General features: G+C 50.6%; 28 protein-coding genes. All 28 read left to right on the plus strand.

Annotation, left to right across the window (positions count from 1 at the left end):
• The first annotated feature begins 56 nt into the window (after positions 1-56).
• The 28 genes from rpoC (at position 57) to secY (ending at position 19,473) form a co-directional block, all read left to right on the plus strand.
• The gene (rpoC, locus tag IDH45_RS30225) at positions 57-3,653 is read left to right on the plus strand and encodes a DNA-directed RNA polymerase subunit beta' (RefSeq protein ID WP_449583425.1); all 3,597 of its coding nucleotides are present in this window, start codon (positions 57-59) and stop codon (positions 3,651-3,653) included.
• A gap of 94 nt (positions 3,654-3,747) precedes the next feature.
• A complete protein-coding gene (locus IDH45_RS30230; RefSeq protein ID WP_190931881.1) occupies positions 3,748-3,999 on the plus strand; it encodes a 50S ribosomal protein L7ae-like protein in 252 nt (83 codons plus the stop codon).
• 176 nt (positions 4,000-4,175) lie between these two features.
• A complete protein-coding gene (gene rpsL, locus IDH45_RS30235) occupies positions 4,176-4,595 on the plus strand; it encodes a 30S ribosomal protein S12 (RefSeq protein ID WP_190931882.1) in 420 nt (139 codons plus the stop codon).
• A 60-nt stretch (positions 4,596-4,655) separates the two neighbouring features.
• Entirely contained in the window at positions 4,656-5,126 is a 471-nt protein-coding gene (gene rpsG / locus IDH45_RS30240) for a 30S ribosomal protein S7 (protein WP_190931883.1), read from the plus strand.
• A gap of 73 nt (positions 5,127-5,199) precedes the next feature.
• A complete protein-coding gene (fusA, locus tag IDH45_RS30245) occupies positions 5,200-7,272 on the plus strand; it encodes an elongation factor G (protein ID WP_190931884.1) in 2,073 nt (690 codons plus the stop codon).
• Positions 7,273-7,305: 33 nt separating this feature from the next.
• Positions 7,306-8,496, plus strand: coding sequence for an elongation factor Tu (tuf, locus tag IDH45_RS30250; protein ID WP_190931885.1), 1,191 nt, complete (start codon positions 7,306-7,308; stop codon positions 8,494-8,496).
• A gap of 372 nt (positions 8,497-8,868) precedes the next feature.
• Positions 8,869-9,177 carry a 30S ribosomal protein S10 gene (rpsJ, locus tag IDH45_RS30255; protein WP_006212922.1) on the plus strand — a complete coding sequence of 103 codons (309 nt, stop codon included), beginning with the start codon at positions 8,869-8,871 and terminating at the stop codon, positions 9,175-9,177.
• Between the two features lie 32 nt (positions 9,178-9,209).
• Positions 9,210-9,836, plus strand: coding sequence for a 50S ribosomal protein L3 (rplC, locus tag IDH45_RS30260; protein WP_190931886.1), 627 nt, complete (start codon positions 9,210-9,212; stop codon positions 9,834-9,836).
• Between the two features lie 24 nt (positions 9,837-9,860).
• Complete coding sequence (rplD, locus tag IDH45_RS30265) at positions 9,861-10,484, plus strand: 50S ribosomal protein L4 (RefSeq protein ID WP_190931887.1); 624 nt, start codon at positions 9,861-9,863, stop codon at positions 10,482-10,484.
• The gene (rplW, locus tag IDH45_RS30270) at positions 10,484-10,774 is read left to right on the plus strand and encodes a 50S ribosomal protein L23 (protein WP_190931888.1); all 291 of its coding nucleotides are present in this window, start codon (positions 10,484-10,486) and stop codon (positions 10,772-10,774) included. The genes rplD and rplW overlap by 1 nt, the downstream gene beginning before the upstream one ends.
• A 26-nt stretch (positions 10,775-10,800) precedes the next feature.
• Complete coding sequence (rplB, locus tag IDH45_RS30275; RefSeq protein WP_190931889.1) at positions 10,801-11,631, plus strand: 50S ribosomal protein L2; 831 nt, start codon at positions 10,801-10,803, stop codon at positions 11,629-11,631.
• A 40-nt stretch (positions 11,632-11,671) separates the two neighbouring features.
• A complete protein-coding gene (gene rpsS / locus IDH45_RS30280; RefSeq protein WP_190931890.1) occupies positions 11,672-11,947 on the plus strand; it encodes a 30S ribosomal protein S19 in 276 nt (91 codons plus the stop codon).
• Between the two features lie 35 nt (positions 11,948-11,982).
• Positions 11,983-12,315: a 50S ribosomal protein L22 gene (rplV, locus tag IDH45_RS30285; protein ID WP_190931891.1), complete on the plus strand. Its 333-nt coding sequence runs from the start codon at positions 11,983-11,985 to the stop codon at positions 12,313-12,315.
• A gap of 13 nt (positions 12,316-12,328) precedes the next feature.
• Complete coding sequence (gene rpsC, locus IDH45_RS30290) at positions 12,329-12,991, plus strand: 30S ribosomal protein S3 (protein ID WP_190931892.1); 663 nt, start codon at positions 12,329-12,331, stop codon at positions 12,989-12,991.
• Positions 12,992-12,993: 2 nt separating this feature from the next.
• Positions 12,994-13,431, plus strand: a complete 438-nt coding sequence (gene rplP, locus IDH45_RS30295; RefSeq protein ID WP_190931893.1) for a 50S ribosomal protein L16 — start codon at positions 12,994-12,996, stop codon at positions 13,429-13,431.
• A complete protein-coding gene (gene rpmC, locus IDH45_RS30300; RefSeq protein ID WP_190931926.1) occupies positions 13,418-13,615 on the plus strand; it encodes a 50S ribosomal protein L29 in 198 nt (65 codons plus the stop codon). Before rplP ends, rpmC begins: the two co-directional genes overlap by 14 nt.
• A gap of 24 nt (positions 13,616-13,639) precedes the next feature.
• Entirely contained in the window at positions 13,640-13,900 is a 261-nt protein-coding gene (rpsQ, locus tag IDH45_RS30305; protein WP_190931894.1) for a 30S ribosomal protein S17, read from the plus strand.
• A gap of 37 nt (positions 13,901-13,937) precedes the next feature.
• On the plus strand, positions 13,938-14,306 hold the full coding sequence (gene rplN / locus IDH45_RS30310) for a 50S ribosomal protein L14 (protein ID WP_190931895.1): 369 nt from the start codon (positions 13,938-13,940) through the stop codon (positions 14,304-14,306).
• A 54-nt stretch (positions 14,307-14,360) separates the two neighbouring features.
• Positions 14,361-14,714, plus strand: coding sequence for a 50S ribosomal protein L24 (gene rplX, locus IDH45_RS30315; RefSeq protein ID WP_190931896.1), 354 nt, complete (start codon positions 14,361-14,363; stop codon positions 14,712-14,714).
• A gap of 33 nt (positions 14,715-14,747) precedes the next feature.
• Positions 14,748-15,290 carry a 50S ribosomal protein L5 gene (rplE, locus tag IDH45_RS30320; RefSeq protein WP_190931897.1) on the plus strand — a complete coding sequence of 181 codons (543 nt, stop codon included), beginning with the start codon at positions 14,748-14,750 and terminating at the stop codon, positions 15,288-15,290.
• A gap of 35 nt (positions 15,291-15,325) precedes the next feature.
• The gene (locus IDH45_RS30325; protein WP_120751514.1) at positions 15,326-15,511 is read left to right on the plus strand and encodes a type Z 30S ribosomal protein S14; all 186 of its coding nucleotides are present in this window, start codon (positions 15,326-15,328) and stop codon (positions 15,509-15,511) included.
• A gap of 32 nt (positions 15,512-15,543) precedes the next feature.
• Entirely contained in the window at positions 15,544-15,942 is a 399-nt protein-coding gene (rpsH, locus tag IDH45_RS30330; RefSeq protein ID WP_190931898.1) for a 30S ribosomal protein S8, read from the plus strand.
• A gap of 31 nt (positions 15,943-15,973) precedes the next feature.
• Positions 15,974-16,516, plus strand: a complete 543-nt coding sequence (gene rplF / locus IDH45_RS30335; RefSeq protein WP_190931899.1) for a 50S ribosomal protein L6 — start codon at positions 15,974-15,976, stop codon at positions 16,514-16,516.
• Positions 16,517-16,578: 62 nt separating this feature from the next.
• Positions 16,579-16,947, plus strand: a complete 369-nt coding sequence (gene rplR, locus IDH45_RS30340) for a 50S ribosomal protein L18 (protein WP_190931900.1) — start codon at positions 16,579-16,581, stop codon at positions 16,945-16,947.
• 29 nt (positions 16,948-16,976) lie between these two features.
• Complete coding sequence (gene rpsE, locus IDH45_RS30345; protein WP_190931901.1) at positions 16,977-17,474, plus strand: 30S ribosomal protein S5; 498 nt, start codon at positions 16,977-16,979, stop codon at positions 17,472-17,474.
• Between the two features lie 13 nt (positions 17,475-17,487).
• Positions 17,488-17,670, plus strand: coding sequence for a 50S ribosomal protein L30 (gene rpmD, locus IDH45_RS30350; RefSeq protein WP_190931902.1), 183 nt, complete (start codon positions 17,488-17,490; stop codon positions 17,668-17,670).
• 55 nt (positions 17,671-17,725) lie between these two features.
• Positions 17,726-18,166: a 50S ribosomal protein L15 gene (rplO, locus tag IDH45_RS30355; RefSeq protein WP_190931903.1), complete on the plus strand. Its 441-nt coding sequence runs from the start codon at positions 17,726-17,728 to the stop codon at positions 18,164-18,166.
• Positions 18,166-19,473 (plus strand): preprotein translocase subunit SecY, encoded by a 1,308-nt coding sequence (gene secY / locus IDH45_RS30360; RefSeq protein WP_190931904.1) that lies wholly within the window; start codon positions 18,166-18,168, stop codon positions 19,471-19,473. Before rplO ends, secY begins: the two co-directional genes overlap by 1 nt.
• The last annotated feature ends 7 nt before the right edge of the window (positions 19,474-19,480 follow it).

The raw sequence follows: 19,480 nt of genomic DNA on the forward strand, positions 1-19,480 counted from the left end.
AGCAGTACACACTAGAGGAGGGTTGCTCCTTGTTGGATGTAAACAATTTTGAGTACATGAAGATCGGCCTTGCTTCGCCCGATAAAATCCGTTCCTGGTCCCGAGGGGAAGTTAAAAAACCGGAAACAATCAACTATCGTACGCTCAAACCGGAGAAAGAAGGTTTGTTCTGCGAGAAAATTTTCGGACCGACCAAAGACTGGGAATGTCATTGCGGCAAGTACAAGCGTGTCCGTTACAAAGGCGTCGTCTGCGACCGCTGCGGCGTCGAAGTGACCCGCGCCAAAGTGCGCCGCGAGCGTATGGGCCATATCGAGCTGGCTGCTCCGGTCTCGCATATTTGGTACTTTAAAGGAATTCCGAGCCGTATGGGGCTTGCGCTCGATATGTCTCCCCGTTCGCTCGAAGAGATTATCTACTTCGCATCCTATGTGGTTACCGATCCGGGCGACACGCCGCTTGAGAAAAAGCAGCTGTTGTCCGAGAAGGAATACCGCAGCTACCGCGAAAAGTACGGGTATGCCTTCCAGGCGGGAATGGGTGCGGAAGCGGTCAAGAAGCTGCTGCAGGATATCGATATCGATAAAGAAGTCGATCAACTGAAGGAAGAGCTTCGTACGGCCCAAGGCCAGCGCCGTAACCGTGCAATTAAGCGTCTTGAAGTCATGGAGGCGTTCCGGAATTCGGGTAACGAGCCGGAGTGGATGGTACTGGACGTGCTTCCAGTCATCCCGCCGGAGCTTCGTCCTATGGTACAGCTGGACGGCGGACGTTTTGCAACGTCGGACCTGAACGACTTGTACCGCCGCGTTATTAACCGGAACAACCGGTTGAAGCGGCTGCTCGATCTCGGGGCGCCGGACATTATCGTGCAGAACGAGAAACGGATGCTTCAAGAAGCAGTGGACGCGCTGATCGATAACGGCCGCCGCGGTCGTCCGGTCACTGGACCGGGTAATCGCCCTCTGAAGTCGCTCAGCCACATGCTGAAAGGGAAGCAAGGACGGTTCCGCCAAAACCTGCTCGGAAAGCGCGTTGACTATTCCGGACGTTCGGTTATCGTCGTAGGACCGAGCCTGAAGATGTACCAGTGCGGACTTCCGAAGGAAATGGCGCTTGAGCTGTTCAAACCTTTCGTCATGAAAGAACTGGTTAATAAAGGGCTTGCCCATAACATCAAGAGCGCGAAGCGTAAAGTGGAGCGCATCAGTCCCGAAGTATGGGACGTGCTCGAAGAAGTCATCAAGGAGCATCCGGTTCTGCTGAACCGTGCCCCTACGCTTCACCGTCTCGGGATTCAGGCGTTCGAGCCGATTCTCGTAGAAGGTCGCGCGATCAAGCTTCATCCGCTCGTATGTACGGCTTACAACGCCGACTTCGACGGTGACCAGATGGCCGTACACGTTCCGTTGTCCGCCGAGGCTCAGGCGGAAGCCCGCATCCTGATGCTGGCATCCGGCAACATCCTGAACCCGAAAGACGGCAAGCCGGTCGTGACGCCGTCGCAGGATATGGTACTCGGAAGCTTCTATTTGACTATGGATAATGTGGAAGCTCCGGGATCGGGTACGATTTTCCGCAACGTTCATGAAGCTGTGTCGTCGTATCATCGCGGAGCCGCTACCTTGCACTCGCGCGTAGCTATACCGGCTAGAGCGCTCGGCAAAACGAGCTTTACCGAAAAACAGCAAAATTCGCTTATTGTTACGACGGTAGGGAAAATCATCTTCAATGAAATTTTCCCGGCCGACTTCCCGTATATTAACGAAGCGACCAAGGCGAACTTGTTCAACGGTACGCCGGACGAGTATTTCATCTCCGAAAAAGGCGCTAACGTACAGGAAATCCTTCGCGGGTTGCCGTCGCGCGGCGCAGTAGGCAAAGACTACCTCGGAACGATTATCGGAGAATGTTTCCGCCGTTATCATACGATGGAGACATCCGTTATATTGGATAAAATCAAGCAAAACGGCTTTACGTATTCGACGCGCGCAGGAATTACCGTCGCTGTCGCGGACGTTATCGTCCCGCAGGAGAAAGAAGTTGTCCTGAGTGAATCCGAAGAAAAAGTAAAAGTCGTGATGCAGCAATATCGCCGGGGACTTATTACCGACGACGAACGTTACGACCGCGTTATAACCATCTGGGGTCAAGCGAAGGACCGGATTACCGAGGTTCTTATGAAATCGCTCGACAAGTTCAATTCGATCAACATGATGGTCGAATCGAAAGCGCGCGGTAACAAATCGCAGATTACCCAGCTGGGCGGTATGCGGGGTCTGATGGCCACGCCGTCCGGACGGATTTACGAGTTGCCGATTAAATCGAACTTCCGCGAAGGCCTGACTGTACTGGAGTACTTTATCTCCACGCACGGCGCGCGTAAAGGTTTGGCGGATACCGCGCTTCGTACGGCGGACTCCGGTTATTTGACCCGCCGTCTCGTAGACGTCGCTCAAGACGTCATTGTCCGTGAAGACGACTGCGGAACCGATAAAGGGTTTGTCGTCAGCCGGATTCAGGACGGTAAGGAAGTAATCGAGGATCTGTTCGACCGGATCGAAGGCCGTTATTCGTTCGAAACGATTCGTCATCCTCAAACGGGCGAATTGATCGTTGGACGCAACGAACTCATCGAGTCGAAAATTGCCGATGCGATTATCGATGCCGGAATCAAAAAGCTGCAAATCCGTTCCGTGCTGAGCTGCCGTTCGCGTCATGGCGTCTGCAAGAAGTGCTATGGCCGTAACCTGGCGACAGGTACGCATGTAGAGATCGGCGAAGCGGTCGGTATTATCGCGGCGCAATCGATCGGAGAGCCGGGAACCCAGCTCACGATGCGTACGTTCCATACCGGGGGCGTTGCCGGAGACGATATTACGCAAGGTTTGCCGCGTATCCAGGAGCTCTTCGAAGCGCGTAACCCGAAAGGGCAGGCGACGATCTCCGAGATCGACGGTAAAGTTAAAGATATTCGCGAGGGCAAGGACCGCCGCGAGATCGAGATCGAAGGCGAAGCCGAGTCGAAGACGTACGCCGTCACCTACGGTTCCCGTATCCGCGTAGCGGTAGGGCATCAGGTAGAGGCAGGCGACGAGCTGACCGACGGTTCGATCGACCCGAAAGAGATGCTGCGAATCAAAGGCATTCGCGGCGTTCAAAACTATATTTTGCAAGAAGTACAGCGCGTTTACCGGAACCAGGGCGTTGAGATTAACGACAAGCATATCGAGGTTATGATCCGTCAGATGCTGAGGAAGATTCGCATCGTGGACAGCGGTAATACCGTTCTGCTCCCGGGTGCATTCGTAGATATGCACGAGTACGAGGAAGCGAACCGCCAAGTGTTGTTGTCTGGTGAGGAGCCGGCGGTTGCCAAACCGGTACTTCTCGGGATTACAAAGGCGTCGCTGGAGACGGATTCGTTCTTGTCAGCCGCTTCTTTCCAAGAGACGACCCGTGTCCTGACCGATGCGGCAATCAAAGGCAAAGTGGATCAACTGCTCGGTCTGAAGGAAAACGTCATTATTGGGAAACTCATTCCGGCCGGTACGGGAATGAACCGTTACCGCAGCATTCGGGTCATCGATCCGAATGAGGAAGAGGAAGTAGAGGGCGAAGAAACGAAGGAAACGGTAGCAGTCGAATCTTAAGTTTTCGTCCTTGACACGTGTTTTTCGAAGTGCTAAACTAGCAAAGTGTGTGTCGGATGCTCATTTTCACTCCTGTTCCTTTGGAGGATGCGCAATGTCTTATGATAAAGTTAAGCAGGCGGAGAAAATAGCGATAGGCACGAAGCAAACGACAAAAATGGTAGAGCAAGGTATGGCTGCCGAAGTGTTTGTCGCCAGTGATGCAGATCCTAGAATTACGGCCAAGATCGTGAACCTTTGCAAGAAGATGGGGGTTCAAGTGACATATGTCGATTCGATGAAGCAGCTTGGCAAAGCTTGCGGAATCGAAGTGGGTGCGGCGATGGCCGCAGCGGGGAACGAATAACGAAGCATTGCGGATAGATCGCAGCTCATAACATGTTTTTGCCGCCAGTTTAAGCTGGAAGCAGCTGAAGGCGGGCGGCAAAAACTTTTCGTTTGCCAATACGCGAACCACCTGGATCTGTGGACTTGAATAAAGACGACGCTAGCACGTCTTAGAAATGGGAAGGAGGTGGCGACATGCCAACTATCAATCAATTGGTTCGTAAAGGCCGCACGGCTAAAATCACCAAGTCGAAGTCCCCTGCTTTGCAAAGAGGCTTTAATGCTCTTAAGCGGGAAGCTACCGATATCAGCGCTCCACAAAAGCGTGGTGTTTGCACTCGTGTAGGTACGATGACGCCGAAAAAACCGAACTCCGCACTGCGGAAATATGCCCGCGTACGCTTGACCAACCGCGTCGAGGTAACGGCTTATATCCCGGGGATCGGACACAACCTGCAAGAGCACAGCGTGGTACTCATTCGCGGAGGCCGGGTTAAAGACCTTCCAGGGGTACGTTATCACATCGTGCGCGGCGCATTGGATACTTCCGGTGTAAACAACCGGAAACAAGCCCGTTCCAAATACGGAACGAAGCGTCCAAAAGTGAAGAAATAAGATTAACGGTCATTCTATGACCGATTACTTGGATGAAACTCGCAAGAAAGGGGGATAACTATGCCTCGTAAAGGTCCAGTACCGAAAAGAGATGTTTTGCCGGATCCGATTTACAGCAGCAAGCTCGTTACCCGACTGATCAACCGGATTATGATTGATGGAAAGCGCGGAGTTGCTCAGACAATTCTGTACAATTCGTTCAATTTGATCAAGGAACGTTCCGGTAAAGAGCCTATGGAAGTATTCGAGCAGGCTATCAAAAATATTATGCCTGTACTCGAAGTAAAAGCTCGCCGCGTCGGCGGTTCGAACTATCAGGTGCCGATCGAAGTTAAGCCGGAGCGCCGTACAGCGCTTGGTCTTCGCTGGTTGGTACACTACTCGCGTCTTCGCGGCGAGAAAACGATGGAAGAGCGTTTGGCGGCTGAAATTTTGGACGCCAGCAACAACACCGGTGCTTCCGTTAAAAAACGCGAAGACACTCACAAAATGGCGGAAGCCAACAAAGCGTTTGCACACTATCGCTGGTAGGAATGTGAGAAAGGCTTCTTGAAGGAAGTCTTTCTACATACAGCCCAGGGACATCTTGAAAGGAGACGGTTATATGGCAAGAGAGTTCTCCTTAGAAAAGACGCGTAATATCGGGATCATGGCGCATATCGATGCCGGCAAAACCACCACGACTGAACGGATTCTGTTCTTTACAGGCCGTACCCACAAAATCGGCGAAGTGCATGAAGGTGCCGCGACGATGGACTGGATGGAGCAAGAGCAGGAGCGCGGAATTACGATTACTTCCGCCGCTACGACTTGCCAGTGGAAAAACCACCGGGTTAATATTATCGATACGCCAGGACACGTAGACTTCACGGTTGAAGTTGAACGTTCCCTGCGCGTTCTTGACGGAGCGGTTGGCGTATTCAGTGCCAAAGAAGGCGTTGAACCCCAATCCGAGACCGTTTGGAGACAAGCGGATCGCTATGGAGTACCGCGGGTTGCGTATGTCAATAAGATGGATATCATCGGCGCCGACTTCCTTGGCGTTATTGGCCAAATGCGCGATCGTTTGCGTGCTAATGCTGTAGCTATCCAGCTTCCGATTGGAGCGGAATCCGACTTTGCCGGAGTTATCGATCTGGTCGAGCAAGTCGCTTACATGTTTAAAGACGATCAAGGCAAGTTCGAAAAAGAAGAGATCCCGGCAGAGTTCCTTCCGAAAGTTGCCGAGCTTCGCACCGAGCTTGTTGAGAAAGTTGCCGAGTTGGACGAAGAGCTTACGATGAAGTACTTGGAGGGAGAAGAAATCTCCGTCGAGGAAATCAAAGCGGCTCTGCGCAAAGGCGTATGTGAAGTGAAAATCTTCCCTGTCTTCTGCGGTTCGTCTTACAAAAACAAAGGTATCCAAATGATGTTGGATGCCGTCATCGATTACTTGCCGGCGCCGGTCGACGTTCCAGACATTCGCGGAACGCTGGAAGACGGTTCGGAAGTAATTCGTAAATCGAGCGACAATGAGCCGTTCTCGGCGCTTGCGTTCAAAATCGCGACTGACCCTTATGTAGGTAGATTGACATTCTTCCGCGTATACTCCGGTATTCTTGCATCCGGCTCTTACGTATTGAATGCTACCAAAGGCAAGCGCGAGCGGATCGGACGTATTCTGCAGATGCACGCCAACAGCCGTCAAGAAATCAGCGAGGTATACTCAGGTGATATCGCGGCTGCGGTAGGTCTGAAAGATACGACTACCGGTGACACGCTTTGCGACGAGAAACACCCGGTCATTCTGGAGTCGATGAACTTCCCGGAGCCGGTTATCTCCATCGCCGTCGAGCCGAAAACGAAAGCCGACCAGGACAAGATGGGCGTTGCTCTCTCCAAGCTGGCTGAAGAAGATCCGACTTTCCGTTACTTTACGGATGAAGAAACGGGCCAAACGATCATTCAGGGTATGGGCGAGCTCCACCTCGAGATTATCGTTGACCGTATGCTTCGCGAATTTAAAGTGGAAACAAACGTGGGTAAGCCGCAAGTTGCTTACCGCGAGAGATTCCGCAGCCCGGCGAGAGTCGAAGGCAAGTTCGTGCGTCAGTCCGGCGGACGCGGTCAATACGGTCACGTATGGATCGAATTCGAACCGCTTGAGCCAGGCACGGGTTTTGTTTTCGAAAACAAAATTGTCGGTGGCGTAGTACCAAGAGAATACGTTCCTGCCGTTCAGGCCGGTATCGAAGAATCGATGAAAAACGGCGTACTTGCCGGATATCCGCTCGTGGATCTGAAAGCTACTATTGTAGACGGATCTTACCACGATGTCGACTCCAGTGAGATGGCGTTTAAAATCGCAGGATCGATGGCTCTGAAAGCAGCGAAAGATAAATGTAACCCGGCCATCCTAGAGCCGATTATGAAAGTCGAAGTTACCGTTCCGGACGAGTACATGGGCGATGTTATGGGTGACTTGAACTCCCGCCGCGGCCGCATCGAAGGTATGGATGCCCGTGCAGGCGCACAAGTAATCCGCTCCAAAGTGCCGCTCTCCGAAATGTTCGGCTACTCCACGACTCTTCGCTCGCGTACACAAGGCCGCGGCGTTTATTCGATGGAAATATCCCATTATGAAGAAGTGCCTAAGAGTATTGCAGACGAAATTATTGCAAAGAACAAGGGCGCATAATCATACTCTCTTATTAGAGGAGGAATTGTTGTCATGGCAAAAGCGAAATTTGAACGCACCAAACCGCACGTTAACATCGGTACCATCGGTCACGTTGACCATGGTAAAACTACGCTGACGGCGGCAATTACTACGGTTTTGGCGAAAAAATACGGAGGAACTGCCTTCGCATTCGACCAAATCGACAAAGCTCCAGAAGAGCGCGAGCGCGGTATTACGATCTCGACGTCCCACGTTGAGTACGAAACTCCTAACCGCCACTACGCACACGTTGACTGCCCAGGGCACGCCGACTATGTTAAAAACATGATCACCGGTGCTGCTCAAATGGACGGCGCAATCCTGGTTGTATCCGCAGCTGACGGCCCTATGCCGCAAACTCGCGAGCACATCCTGTTGTCCCGTAACGTAGGCGTTCCTTACATCGTCGTATTCTTGAACAAATGCGACATGGTTGAAGACGAAGAACTCCTTGAGCTTGTTGAGATGGAAGTTCGCGACCTTCTGAACGAGTATGAGTTCCCAGGCGACGACACTCCAATCATCCGTGGTTCCGCTCGTGAAGCTCTGCAAAACCCGGATGGCGAGTGGGCTAACAAAATCGTTGAGCTGTTCGAGCATGTTGACAGCTACATCCCTGAACCAACTCGTGACACTGACAAGCCTTTCTTGATGCCTGTCGAGGACGTGTTCACGATCACGGGTCGCGGTACAGTTGCTACCGGACGCGTAGAGCGCGGCGTTGTCAAAGTCGGCGACGAGATCGAAATCGTTGGTCTTGCTGAAGAAACTCGCAAATCCATCGTTACTGGCGTTGAAATGTTCCGTAAGTTGCTCGATTCCGCTCAAGCGGGCGACAACATCGGCGCATTGCTCCGCGGCGTAGAGCGTAAAGACATCGAGCGTGGACAAGTTCTGGCTAAACCGGGTTCGGTTAAGCCTCATATGAACTTCACTGCACAAATTTACGTTCTGACCAAAGAAGAGGGTGGCCGTCACAAGCCTTTCTTCACAGGCTACCGTCCACAGTTCTACTTCCGTACAACTGACGTTACAGGCATCATCAACCTGCCAGAAGGTACAGAGATGGTTATGCCAGGCGACAACATCGAAGTTACGGTTGAACTGATCTCCTCTATCGCTATCGAAGAAGGTACTCGCTTCTCGATCCGCGAAGGTGGACGTACAGTTGGATCAGGCGCTGTTGTAACAATCACGAAGTAAGCTGCTGTGGGCGTTCGCCCGCAAAGCTGAAGGCGGCTCTTTTACGGAGGCGCTATATAATAGAAGAAACAGTCCCTGACGATTTCGTCAGGGACTTTCTTTTTGCTTTTTGCTCCAGAAAAGGCAAAAACGGTTTCATGCACAGGGTTCCATTTTGGTATCCAAGAGGACTGAATTTGCCTCGTGAAAATTCTTTGAAAAATTTCTTGCTTTCCGTCCCGGTTTTTTATATAATAGTGAACGTTGGTCTGTGACGTTGCGATGATGCGAGAGGTTGCTGACACACCCGGCCCCTTTGCCATGGTAGGTGGTCAGGAGATTTTCGCGGAGTATGTCCGATAATCAAATTGGGCGATAAAAGGAGGGAACAATATGGCAAAGCAAAAGATTCGTATCCGCTTGAAGGCATACGATCACAGAGTGCTCGATCAATCCGCAGAGAAAATCGTCGAAACGGCGAAACGTTCCGGTGCAGGTGTATCTGGTCCGATTCCGTTGCCGACTGAGAAGCAAATCATTACGATTTTGCGCGCGGTGCACAAGTACAAGGATTCCAGAGAGCAGTTCGAAATGCGCACGCACAAGCGTTTGATCGACATCGTGAATCCGACTCCGCAAACGGTCGATGCTTTGATGCGCCTGGATCTGCCATCTGGTGTAGATATCGAAATCAAGCTGTAAAGAATTAAACGCAAAAGAAATGAGGTGTCAACATGAAGGGTATCTTAGGAAAAAAACTGGGTATGACTCAGGTGTTCGCCGCTGACGGTACAGTAATTCCTGTAACAGTAATCCAAGCGGGTCCATGCGTTGTTCTTCAGAAGAAAGACCAAGATAACGACGGATACGAAGCGATCCAAATCGGCTTCGACGACAAAAAAGAAAAGAACGCAACAAAACCTGCGATTGGCCATGCTAAGAAAGCCAATGCCGCACCTAAGCGCTACATTAAAGAGATTCGCGGAGTAAACCTTGGCGAGTACGAAGTTGGCCAGGAGCTCAAAGCAGATCTTTTCGCCGAAGGCGAATATGTTGACGTGACAGGTACTTCCAAAGGTAAAGGAACAGCCGGTGCGATCAAACGTTGGGGCTTCTCCCGCGGACCGATGTCTCACGGCTCCAAATATCATCGTGGTGCAGGTTCTCTTGCCATCGCCCGTACTAGTAACAAAGTACCGAAGGGTAAGAAAAATGCTGGCCGCATGGGCAACGAAACGATTACGATTCAAAAATTGCAAGTTGTTAAAGTCGACACAGAGCGCAACGTGATTCTGGTGAAAGGCTCCATTCCGGGACCTAGAAACAGCTACGTCAGCGTAAAAGCGACTATAAAGCAGTAAGGTAGCGAGAAAGGAGGAACACACATGCCAAAAGTAGCACTGTATAACGTGAGTGGTGCGCAGGTGGGCGAAGTGGAGCTTGCGGAATCCGTTTTCGGAATTGAGCCGAACAAGCACGTCGTTCATTCTGCAGTCGTTCTGCAACAAGCGTCTCAGCGTCTCGGTACGCACAAGACCAAAGGGCGTTCGGAAGTGCGTGGCGGCGGCCGTAAACCTTGGAAGCAAAAAGGAACAGGGCGCGCTCGTCAAGGAAGCATCCGTTCTCCGCAATGGAAAGGCGGCGGCGTCGTATTCGGACCTACACCTCGGAGCTACGGTTTCAAACTGCCGAGAAAAGTTCGACGTCTTGCGATCAAATCCGTGCTCTCCGCAAAAGTGATTGACAGTGAAATCATCGTGCTTGATCAATTGTCTTTGGCACAACCGAAGACGAAAGAATTCGCAGCGATCCTGAACAACTTGAAAGTAGAGCGCAAAGCTCTGGTTGTTACCGGCAGCTACGATGACAACGTGGCATTGTCCACACGCAACATCCCAGGCGTGAAATTCGTTTCCGCAGACGGAATCAGCGTGCTTGACGTTCTTGCTCATGACAAGTTGATCATTACGAAGGAAGCTATTCAGAAAGTAGAGGAGGTGCTTGCGTAATGAAGAACCCACGCGATATTATCAAGCGCCCGATCATTTCTGAGAAATCCAGCGACTTGATGGGTAACAACACGTACGTGTTCGAAGTCGACAAGCGTGCGAACAAGACAGAGATTAAGCTCGCGATCCAAGAAATCTTCAAAACGAAGGTTGAGAAGGTCAATACGATGATCGTTCCTGCCAAGCCGAAGCGTTACGGCCGTTACAACGGTTATACGTCGGAATGGAAAAAAGCGATCGTATCGCTCGATAAAGACAGCAAGCCGTTGGAATTTTTTGAGAGTGTCTAATTTCGTAAAGTAAGGAGGGAAACATAGTGCCTATCAAATCGTTTAAGCCGACAACTCCGTCCAAACGCGAGATGACGGTTTCTACTTTCGAAGAGATTACGGCGTCTAAGCCGGAGAAGTCTTTGCTTGCTCCGCTTATGAACAAAGCCGGTCGCAACAACCAAGGTAAAATTACGGTTCGTCACCAAGGTGGCGGTCATAAGCGTAAATACCGGATCATCGATTTCAAACGCAACAAAGATGGAATACCAGGACGCGTTGCTTCAATCGAGTACGATCCGAACCGTACGGCGAACATCGCACTGATCAACTATGCGGACGGTGAGAAGCGTTACATCATCGCTCCTAAAGGGTTGAAAGTCGGAGATGCGGTCGTTTCCGGTCCGGATGCGGATATCAAAATCGGTAATGCACTCCCGCTGGAGAACATTCCGGTCGGTTCCGTTATTCACAACATCGAGCTGAGACCAGGCAAAGGCGGGCAAATGGTTCGCGCAGCCGGTACGGAAGCTCAATTGCTCGGTAAAGAAGGCGAATATGCAACGATTCGTTTGTCTTCCGGTGAAATGCGCCGCATCTTGAAAGTTTGCCGCGCTACAATCGGTTCCGTTGGTAACGAAGACCACGAGCTGATTAACATCGGTAAAGCTGGACGTAATCGCTGGCTCGGCAAGCGCCCTGAAGTACGCGGGGTCGTTATGAACCCGGTTGATCACCCTCACGGTGGTGGTGAAGGCCGCGCGCCAATCGGACGCAAATCGCCAATGTCCCCATGGGGCAAGCCTACACTCGGTTACAAAACGCGCAAGAAGAAAAAAGCGTCCAACCAATACATCGTCCGTCGCCGCACGAAGTAAGACGGGATCTAGCAGGTTGGATGAAAGGAGGATTTCGTAAATGGGCCGCAGTTTGAAAAAAGGACCTTTTGTGGACGATCACTTGATGAAGAAAGTCGAGGCTATTGGCCAAGGCAAGAAAGTAGTCATTAAGACCTGGTCTCGCCGCTCCACCATCTTCCCGCAATTCGTTGGACATACATTTGCCGTTTATGATGGCAGAAAGCATGTGCCAGTATACGTAACCGAAGACATGGTCGGACACAAGCTTGGCGAATTCGCGCCAACTCGTACGTACAAAGGTCACGACGATGACAAGAAAACCGGCAAACGGTAATTAGATACACCTTTTTTTGAGAGGAGGTACTCCCTATGCAAGCAAAGGCACACGCAAATCACATTCGTATCGCTCCTCGTAAAGTTCGTCTCGTGATCGACCTGATCCGTGGCAAACAAGTAGGCGATGCGATCGCTATTTTGCGCAATACGCCGCGTTCCGCATCTCCGGTCGTGGAAAAGTTGTTGAATTCGGCTATTGCAAACGCCGAGCACAATCATTCGCTCGAAGCTAACAATCTGGTTGTTAGCGAAGCTTATGTTAACCAAGGGCCGACCTTGAAGCGGATCCGTCCGCGTTCCCAAGGCCGCGCGTTCAAAATCTTGAAAAGAACCAGCCACATTACTTTGGTGGTATCTGAGAAATAAGGAGGGAATACGTGTGGGTCAAAAGGTAAGCCCGGTTGGGTTAAGAATCGGTGTTATCCGTGATTGGGAATCCAAGTGGTATGCCGACAAAGAATTCGGCACACTGCTGATGGAAGACGTCAAAATTCGTGAATACCTGAAAAACAAGCTGAAAGATTCGGCTGTTTCCCATATCGACATCGAGCGTGCCGCTAATCGCGTTAACGTTACGATTCATACTGCTAAGCCTGGTATGGTTATCGGTAAAGGCGGCTCCGAAGTCGAAGTTATTCGTAACCATATCTCCAAAATGTCGGGCAAAAAAGTCCACATTAACATCGCGGAGATCAAAAATCCGGAACTCGACGCAATCCTGGTCGCAGAAAGCATTGCCCAGCAGCTGGAACGCCGCATTTCGTTCCGTCGTGCAATGAAACAAGCGATTCAACGGACGATGAGAGCCGGCGCGAAAGGAATCAAAACTGGAGTAAGCGGTCGTCTCGGCGGTGCAGAGATTGCACGGAGCGAAGGCTACAGCGAAGGTACGGTTCCTCTTCACACGCTGCGTGCGGATATCGATTACGGTACAGCGGAAGCTCATACGACTTACGGACGGATCGGCGTGAAAGTGTGGATCTACCGTGGTGAAGTTCTTCCAACAGCGAAGAAAAAGGATGTCCAGGAAGGAGGAAACTAATCATGTTGTTGCCTAAACGTGTCAAGCACCGCAAAGAACAACGCGGAAGCATGAAGGGTCGCGCAAAGGGCGGCACTGAGGTTGCGTTTGGCGAATACGGACTGCAGGCGCTCGAACCGGCTTGGGTCACCAACCGTCAAATCGAAGCTGCACGTATCGCAATGACCCGTTATATCAAACGGGGCGGTAAAGTGTGGATTAAAATATTCCCTTCCAAGCCGATTACGCAAAAGCCGCTTGAGGTTCGGATGGGTAGCGGTAAAGGTAATGTGGAGAAGTGGGTAGCGGTCGTGAAACCCGGCAAGATTTTGTTTGAGCTGGCTGGGGTGAGTGAAGAAATCGCACGCGAAGCAATGCGTCTTGCTTCTCACAAGCTCCCAATCAAGACGAAGTTTGTGAAAAGAGAAGAAGTGGGTGGTGAAGCAAATGAAAGCCAGTGAATTTCGCAACTTGACCACTGCTGAAATCGAGCAAAAAATTTCCGGATTCAAAGAAGAACTGTTTAACCTCCGTTTTCAATTGGCGACGGGCCAACTGGATAACCCGGTTCGACTTCGTGAGCTTCGCAAGGAAATTGCCCGTGCGAAAACCGTGATACGGCAAAGAGAACTCGGGATCAGCTGACGAATTTAGAGAGGAGGGCATTCGATGCAACGCAACGAACGCAAAGTGCAGATCGGCAAAGTCGTAAGCGACAAAATGGACAAAACGATCGTTGTCGCCGTTGAGACTTACAAGAAGCACAGCTTGTACCACAAGCGTATCAAATATACGAAAAAGTTTAAGGCGCACGACGAAAACAATGAAGCTAAAATCGGCGATACTGTAGAGATCATGGAGACTCGTCCATTGTCGAAAGACAAGCGGTACAGACTCGTGAAAATCGTTGAAAGAGCAGTTCTCGTGTAATTGGACTTAACTCACAGCTGAAAGGAGGGCATACAAAATGATCCAACCATTTACTCGACTGATCTCGGCCGACAACTCCGGCGCTAAACAACTGATGTGCATTCGTGTTCTTGGCGGTACTGGCAGACGTGTTGGCAGCATCGGGGATTTGATCATTTGCTCTGTGAAAGAAGCAACACCAGGCGGCGTTGTCAAGAAAGGCGACGTAGTCAAAGCGGTTATCGTGCGCACGAAGCGTTCCACTCGTCGTAAAGACGGTTCCTATATTCGTTTTGATGAAAATGCGGCTGTAATCGTTAAGGATGACAAAAGCCCGCGCGGAACCCGTATTTTCGGACCAGTTGCTCGTGAGCTTCGCGATAAAGACTTTATGAAGATCGTTTCGCTGGCGCCGGAAGTTATTTAATTTCGGATGTAAGCCAGTCTGAATTATCGGGGTTCCCATTGGAGGTGTACAATAATGCCGAAAACGAAAAAACAACTTGAGTCCCACAACAACACGCTTCATGTTAAAAAGGACGATACGGTAATGGTCATTACCGGTAAAGATAAAGGTAAAAAAGGCCGCGTTATCGCAGCTTATCCTCGTGAAAACCGCGTTCTCGTCGAAGGCGTGAACATGGTGAAGAAGCATCAAAAGCCGAATCAGCAAAACCCGCAAGGCGGCATCCTGAACCAGGAAGCAAAAATTCACGTTTCGAACGTGATGCTGCTCGATCCGAAGAGCGGAGAGCCGACTCGCGTTGGGTACAAAATGCTGGATAACGGCAAAAAAGTGCGCGTAGCAAAAAAATCGGGCGAAGTGATCAACTAATTCATTTGGCTTAGAAAGGAGGTCCACTCATCAATGGCAACTAGAATGAAAGACCGTTTCTTGAACGAAGTAACTCCTGCTTTGATGCAGAAGTTTAACTATACGACTGTCATGCAAGTTCCAAAGATCGAGAAGGTTGTAATTAACATGGGTGTTGGTGACGCTGTTAGCAACTCCAAAGTGATCGACACGGCAGTAAACGATTTGCAAATCATCGCAGGTCAAAAGCCGGTTGTAACTCGTGCAAAAAAATCGATCGCGGGCTTCAAACTTCGTGAAAACATGCCGATCGGCGTTAAAGTTACGCTGCGTGGCGACCGGATGTACTATTTCCTCGACAAGTTGTTCAACATTGCACTGCCACGTGTACGTGACTTCCGCGGCGTATCGACGAAAGCATTCGACGGACGCGGCAACTACACGCTCGGCGTTAAGGAACAACTGATGTTCCCGGAAATCGAGTATGACAAAGTGGATAAAGTGCGCGGCATGGACATCGTTATCGTAACGACTGCGAAGTCGGACGAAGAGTCCCGCGAATTGTTGGAACAACTCGGAATGCCTTTCACGAAGTAAGAACGGAAATATGAAGAGAATTCGGAGGTGTAACAGTGGCAAAAACTTCGATGATTATTAAGCAGCAGCGGAAACCGAAGTTCAAAGTTCAGGCATACACGCGCTGCGAGCGTTGTGGTCGGCCGCATTCCGTACTGCGCAAATTCAAAATTTGCCGTATCTGTTTCCGTGAATTGGCTTATAAAGGTCAAATTCCTGGCGTGAAGAAAGCAAGCTGGTAATAAACCCGTCTCTAGGAAGGAGGTTCGCTACTATGGTTATGTCAGATCCGATTGCAGATATGCTTACACGCATCCGCAACGCAAATGTCGTACGTCACGAAACGGTAGAAGTGCCCGCTTCGAAAATCAAGAAGGAAATCGCCGAGATTTTGAAGAAAGAGGGCTTCATCCGCGACGCTGAATATGTCGAAGATAGCAAACAAGGGATCATCCGTATTTTCCTGAAATACGGCCCGAATCAAGAACGCGTCATCACCGGCCTGAAACGCATCAGCAAACCGGGATTGCGTGTTTACGCGAAAAGCCAGGAAGTGCCGAAGGTTCTCGGCGGACTCGGAATCGCCATCCTGTCCACTTCCAAAGGCGTTATGAGCGACAAAGACGCTCGCCAGGCTAAGTCCGGCGGGGAAGTTATCTGCTACGTGTGGTAATTTACATCGCGTAAGAATGGAGGTGCAATGAATGTCTCGTATTGGTCGTAAACCCATTGCGATCCCATCAGGGGTTAATGTTTCTTTAGATAATACACTAATTACGGTTAAAGGCCCGAAAGGGACGCTGAGCCGTGAACTGCATAAAGATATGAAAGTAGTTGTAGAAGACAGCGTCATTAACGTGGAGCGTCCTTCTGACAACAAACTGCACCGCTCTCTGCACGGTACGACCCGCAGCATCATTTTCAACATGGTGAGCGGCGTAACGGAAGGTTACTCCAAAACACTCGACCTCGTAGGCGTCGGTTACCGCGCTAACAAGAGCGGCACGAAGCTGGTCTTGAACGTAGGTTACTCCCATCCGGTTGAAATCGTACCGGAAAACGGAATCGAGTTCGATGTTCCATCCAACACGAAAATTATCGTGAAGGGTATCGATAAGGAGCTCGTAGGAGCAACGGCTGCAAAAGTTCGTTCCGTACGTGAGCCTGAGCCTTACAAAGGTAAAGGGATTAAGTACGAAGGCGAGCGGATCCTTCGCAAAGAAGGTAAAGCTGGTAAGAAGAAATAAGACGTATAATCCACTAAGAAGCCGAATGAGCTTCTTGGCATAAGGGAAGGAGTGAACACCCGATGATTACAAAAGGCGATAAAAATAAAGCCCGTCAGAAGAGACACCTTCGTGTACGTAAGAAAATTCAGGGCACTCAAAGTCGTCCACGTTTGAACATTTTCCGTTCCTCCAAGCACATGTACGCTCAGCTGATCGATGATGTGACTGGAGTAACGATCGCGTCCGCATCGACTCAAGATAAGGAATTGAAAGGTCAAATCTCGAACGGCGGCAACAGCGAGGCAGCTCAGAAAGTAGGCCAATTGGTTGCTGAGCGCGCTAAAGCGAAAGGTATCAAAACCGTAGTTTTCGACCGTGGCGGATACTTGTATCATGGACGCGTTCAGGCGCTTGCTGATGCAGCCCGCGAGACGGGACTTGAGTTCTAAACGAAATCTTTAACAAGGAGGTAAGAAACTTGCGCGTAGATCCCAATACATTGGACCTTAAAGAGAAGTTGGTTAACCTGAACCGCGTTGCCAAGGTCGTTAAAGGCGGTCGTCGGTTCAGCTTCAGCGCACTCGTCGTCGTTGGAGACGGCAACGGTTGGGTAGGCGCCGGCATCGGTAAAGCAGGCGAAGTACCAGACGCGATCCGCAAAGGCATCGAGGACGCGAAGAAAAACCTGATCCACGTTCCAATCGTCGGCACGACGATCCCGCATCAAGTTATCGGTCATTTCGGAGCAGGCCGCGTACTCTTGAAGCCGGCATCGAAAGGTACAGGAGTTATCGCTGGTGGCCCGGTTCGCGCCGTATTGGAACTGGCTGGCATCGGCGACATTTTGACAAAGTCGCTCGGATCTTCCAACTCCATTAATATGGTTCATGCAACTTTGGAAGGTTTGCAACGTTTGAAGCGAGCTGAGGAAGTAGCCAAGCTTCGCGGCAAAACGGTTGAAGAGCTTCTAGGTTAAGGAGGGAAACGGAATGTCCAAGCAATTGCAAATTACCCTCAAGCGCAGCTTGATCGGCCGCCCGGAGACTCAACGCGTTACTGTTAGAACGCTTGGTTTGCGCAAGCTTCACCAAACGGTCGTACACAACGATGTGGCGTCGATCCGTGGCATGATCAACCAAGTCAGCCACTTGGTTGAAGTCAAAGAAGTATAATTCGGACATTACGGTCCGGTTTGTTTTTTAACCAACATGTTGAGGAGGTGCACCGATGAAGTTACACGAACTGACACCTGCACCGGGTTCGAAAAAAACTCGCAACCGTGTAGGTCGCGGGATCGGAAGCGGAAACGGAAAAACTTCAGGTAAAGGTCACAAAGGTCAAAACGCACGCTCCGGCGGCGGCGTTCGCCCAGGATTCGAGGGCGGGCAAAACCCTCTGTATCGCCGTTTGCCGAAGCGCGGCTTCAACAATCGCTTCCGTACGGAATACGCGATTGTAAACCTGGATGAATTGAGCCAGTTTTCCGCAGGAACGGAAGTTACTCCGGAACTGCTTTTGCAATCGGGTGTAGTTAAGAACCCGAAAGACGGTATCAAGATTTTGGGTAACGGCGAGCTTACTGTACAACTGACAGTAAAAGCGAATAAGTTCTCTCAATCTGCCGTCGAAAAGATCCAAGCTGCCGGCGGTAAAACCGAGGTGATTTGATGTTCAAGACGTTGTCCAACATCATGAAGGTACAAGATCTGAGAAGAAGAATTATATTCACGCTTCTCGTTTTGATCGTGTACCGGATCGGTGCTTTTATCCCGGTACCGAACATCGACGCGGATATCTTGAAGAGCATCGATCAATCTTCGAGCGGAGGCGTATTCGGCTTGCTGAATACTTTTTCCGGTGGCGCTTTGTTCCAGTTCTCGATCTTCGCACTCGGGATTATGCCTTACATCACGTCTTCCATCATCGTGCAGCTTCTGTCGATGGACGTTGTACCACGATTCGCCCAATGGGCGAAGGAAGGCGAAGTGGGCAGGAAAAAACTGGCGCAAATCACTCGATACGGCACAATCGTGCTTGGATTAATTCAGGCATACAGCGTTGCATTCGGATTTAACCGTCTGTACGGCATGCAGCTTGTGCTTGATCCTGGTTTCACCACTTATTTGCTTATCGCGATCGTATTAACCGCGGGTACCGCGTTCTTAATGTGGCTCGGTGAGCAAATTACCGAATACGGTATCGGAAACGGCATCTCGATTATCATCTTCGCCGGGATTATCGCTTCGATTCCGAACGGAATCAACATGATTTACTTGCGTTTGTTTGCAGAGTCTGCGGACAGCGCCCTGTTCCTGAACATCCTGAAGGTTGTCATTATCGTATTGGTCGTAGTCGCGATCATCGTTGGTGTCATCTTCGTTCAGCAAGGCGTACGCAAAATTCCGGTGCAATATACGAAACGCGTTGTGGGACGTAAAATGTACGGCGGTCAATCGACGCACATTCCGCTCAAAGTAAACGCAGCCGGTGTTATCCCGGTTATCTTCGCATCGTCCTTGCTCGTGTTTCCTCCGACGATCGCCCAGTTCTGGCGCGGTAACGTGGTGGCCGACTGGATTATCAACAACTTGGCGTTCACTGCCGCTTTGGGCATGGTGCTTTACGTTCTGTTGATTATCGGTTTCACGTACTTCTACACGTTCGTGCAAATCAATCCGGTCCAAATGGCTGAGCAGATGAAGAAGAACGGCGGCTATATCCCGGGCATCCGCCCTGGTAAGACGACGGCGACTTACTTGACGCGTGTCATGACACGTATCACTTTGTCCGGTGCGATCTTCCTGGCTGTTATCTCGATCCTTCCGGTGTTTTTCACCAACCTGGCCGGCTTGCCTCAGCAAGTTACGATCGGCGGTACATCGCTGCTTATCGTGGTCGGCGTTGCTCTGGAGACGATGAAACAGATCGAAAGCCAACTGATTAAGCGCCACTACAAAGGGTTCATCAACAAATAACGCATGA

The organism is Paenibacillus oceani (assembly GCF_014705615.1).
GTDB classification, from domain to species: domain Bacteria; phylum Bacillota; class Bacilli; order Paenibacillales; family NBRC-103111; genus Paenibacillus_AB; species Paenibacillus_AB oceani.

What these genes read in the sequence shown, in the direction of transcription:
- rpoC (WP_449583425.1), top strand. Translation starts at nt 57, where the DNA reads ATGAAGATCGGCCTTGCTTCGCCCGATAAAATCCGTTCCTGGTCCCGA.
- IDH45_RS30230 (WP_190931881.1), top strand. Translation starts at nt 3,748, where the DNA reads ATGTCTTATGATAAAGTTAAGCAGGCGGAGAAAATAGCGATAGGCACG.
- rpsL (WP_190931882.1), top strand. Translation starts at nt 4,176, where the DNA reads ATGCCAACTATCAATCAATTGGTTCGTAAAGGCCGCACGGCTAAAATC.
- rpsG (WP_190931883.1), top strand. Translation starts at nt 4,656, where the DNA reads ATGCCTCGTAAAGGTCCAGTACCGAAAAGAGATGTTTTGCCGGATCCG.
- fusA (WP_190931884.1), top strand. Translation starts at nt 5,200, where the DNA reads ATGGCAAGAGAGTTCTCCTTAGAAAAGACGCGTAATATCGGGATCATG.
- tuf (WP_190931885.1), top strand. Translation starts at nt 7,306, where the DNA reads ATGGCAAAAGCGAAATTTGAACGCACCAAACCGCACGTTAACATCGGT.
- rpsJ (WP_006212922.1), top strand. Translation starts at nt 8,869, where the DNA reads ATGGCAAAGCAAAAGATTCGTATCCGCTTGAAGGCATACGATCACAGA.
- rplC (WP_190931886.1), top strand. Translation starts at nt 9,210, where the DNA reads ATGAAGGGTATCTTAGGAAAAAAACTGGGTATGACTCAGGTGTTCGCC.
- rplD (WP_190931887.1), top strand. Translation starts at nt 9,861, where the DNA reads ATGCCAAAAGTAGCACTGTATAACGTGAGTGGTGCGCAGGTGGGCGAA.
- rplW (WP_190931888.1), top strand. Translation starts at nt 10,484, where the DNA reads ATGAAGAACCCACGCGATATTATCAAGCGCCCGATCATTTCTGAGAAA.
- rpsS (WP_190931890.1), top strand. Translation starts at nt 11,672, where the DNA reads ATGGGCCGCAGTTTGAAAAAAGGACCTTTTGTGGACGATCACTTGATG.
- rplV (WP_190931891.1), top strand. Translation starts at nt 11,983, where the DNA reads ATGCAAGCAAAGGCACACGCAAATCACATTCGTATCGCTCCTCGTAAA.
- rplP (WP_190931893.1), top strand. Translation starts at nt 12,994, where the DNA reads ATGTTGTTGCCTAAACGTGTCAAGCACCGCAAAGAACAACGCGGAAGC.
- rpmC (WP_190931926.1), top strand. Translation starts at nt 13,418, where the DNA reads ATGAAAGCCAGTGAATTTCGCAACTTGACCACTGCTGAAATCGAGCAA.
- rpsQ (WP_190931894.1), top strand. Translation starts at nt 13,640, where the DNA reads ATGCAACGCAACGAACGCAAAGTGCAGATCGGCAAAGTCGTAAGCGAC.
- rplN (WP_190931895.1), top strand. Translation starts at nt 13,938, where the DNA reads ATGATCCAACCATTTACTCGACTGATCTCGGCCGACAACTCCGGCGCT.
- rplX (WP_190931896.1), top strand. Translation starts at nt 14,361, where the DNA reads ATGCCGAAAACGAAAAAACAACTTGAGTCCCACAACAACACGCTTCAT.
- rplE (WP_190931897.1), top strand. Translation starts at nt 14,748, where the DNA reads ATGGCAACTAGAATGAAAGACCGTTTCTTGAACGAAGTAACTCCTGCT.
- rpsH (WP_190931898.1), top strand. Translation starts at nt 15,544, where the DNA reads ATGGTTATGTCAGATCCGATTGCAGATATGCTTACACGCATCCGCAAC.
- rplF (WP_190931899.1), top strand. Translation starts at nt 15,974, where the DNA reads ATGTCTCGTATTGGTCGTAAACCCATTGCGATCCCATCAGGGGTTAAT.
- rplR (WP_190931900.1), top strand. Translation starts at nt 16,579, where the DNA reads ATGATTACAAAAGGCGATAAAAATAAAGCCCGTCAGAAGAGACACCTT.
- rpmD (WP_190931902.1), top strand. Translation starts at nt 17,488, where the DNA reads ATGTCCAAGCAATTGCAAATTACCCTCAAGCGCAGCTTGATCGGCCGC.
- rplO (WP_190931903.1), top strand. Translation starts at nt 17,726, where the DNA reads ATGAAGTTACACGAACTGACACCTGCACCGGGTTCGAAAAAAACTCGC.
- secY (WP_190931904.1), top strand. Translation starts at nt 18,166, where the DNA reads ATGTTCAAGACGTTGTCCAACATCATGAAGGTACAAGATCTGAGAAGA.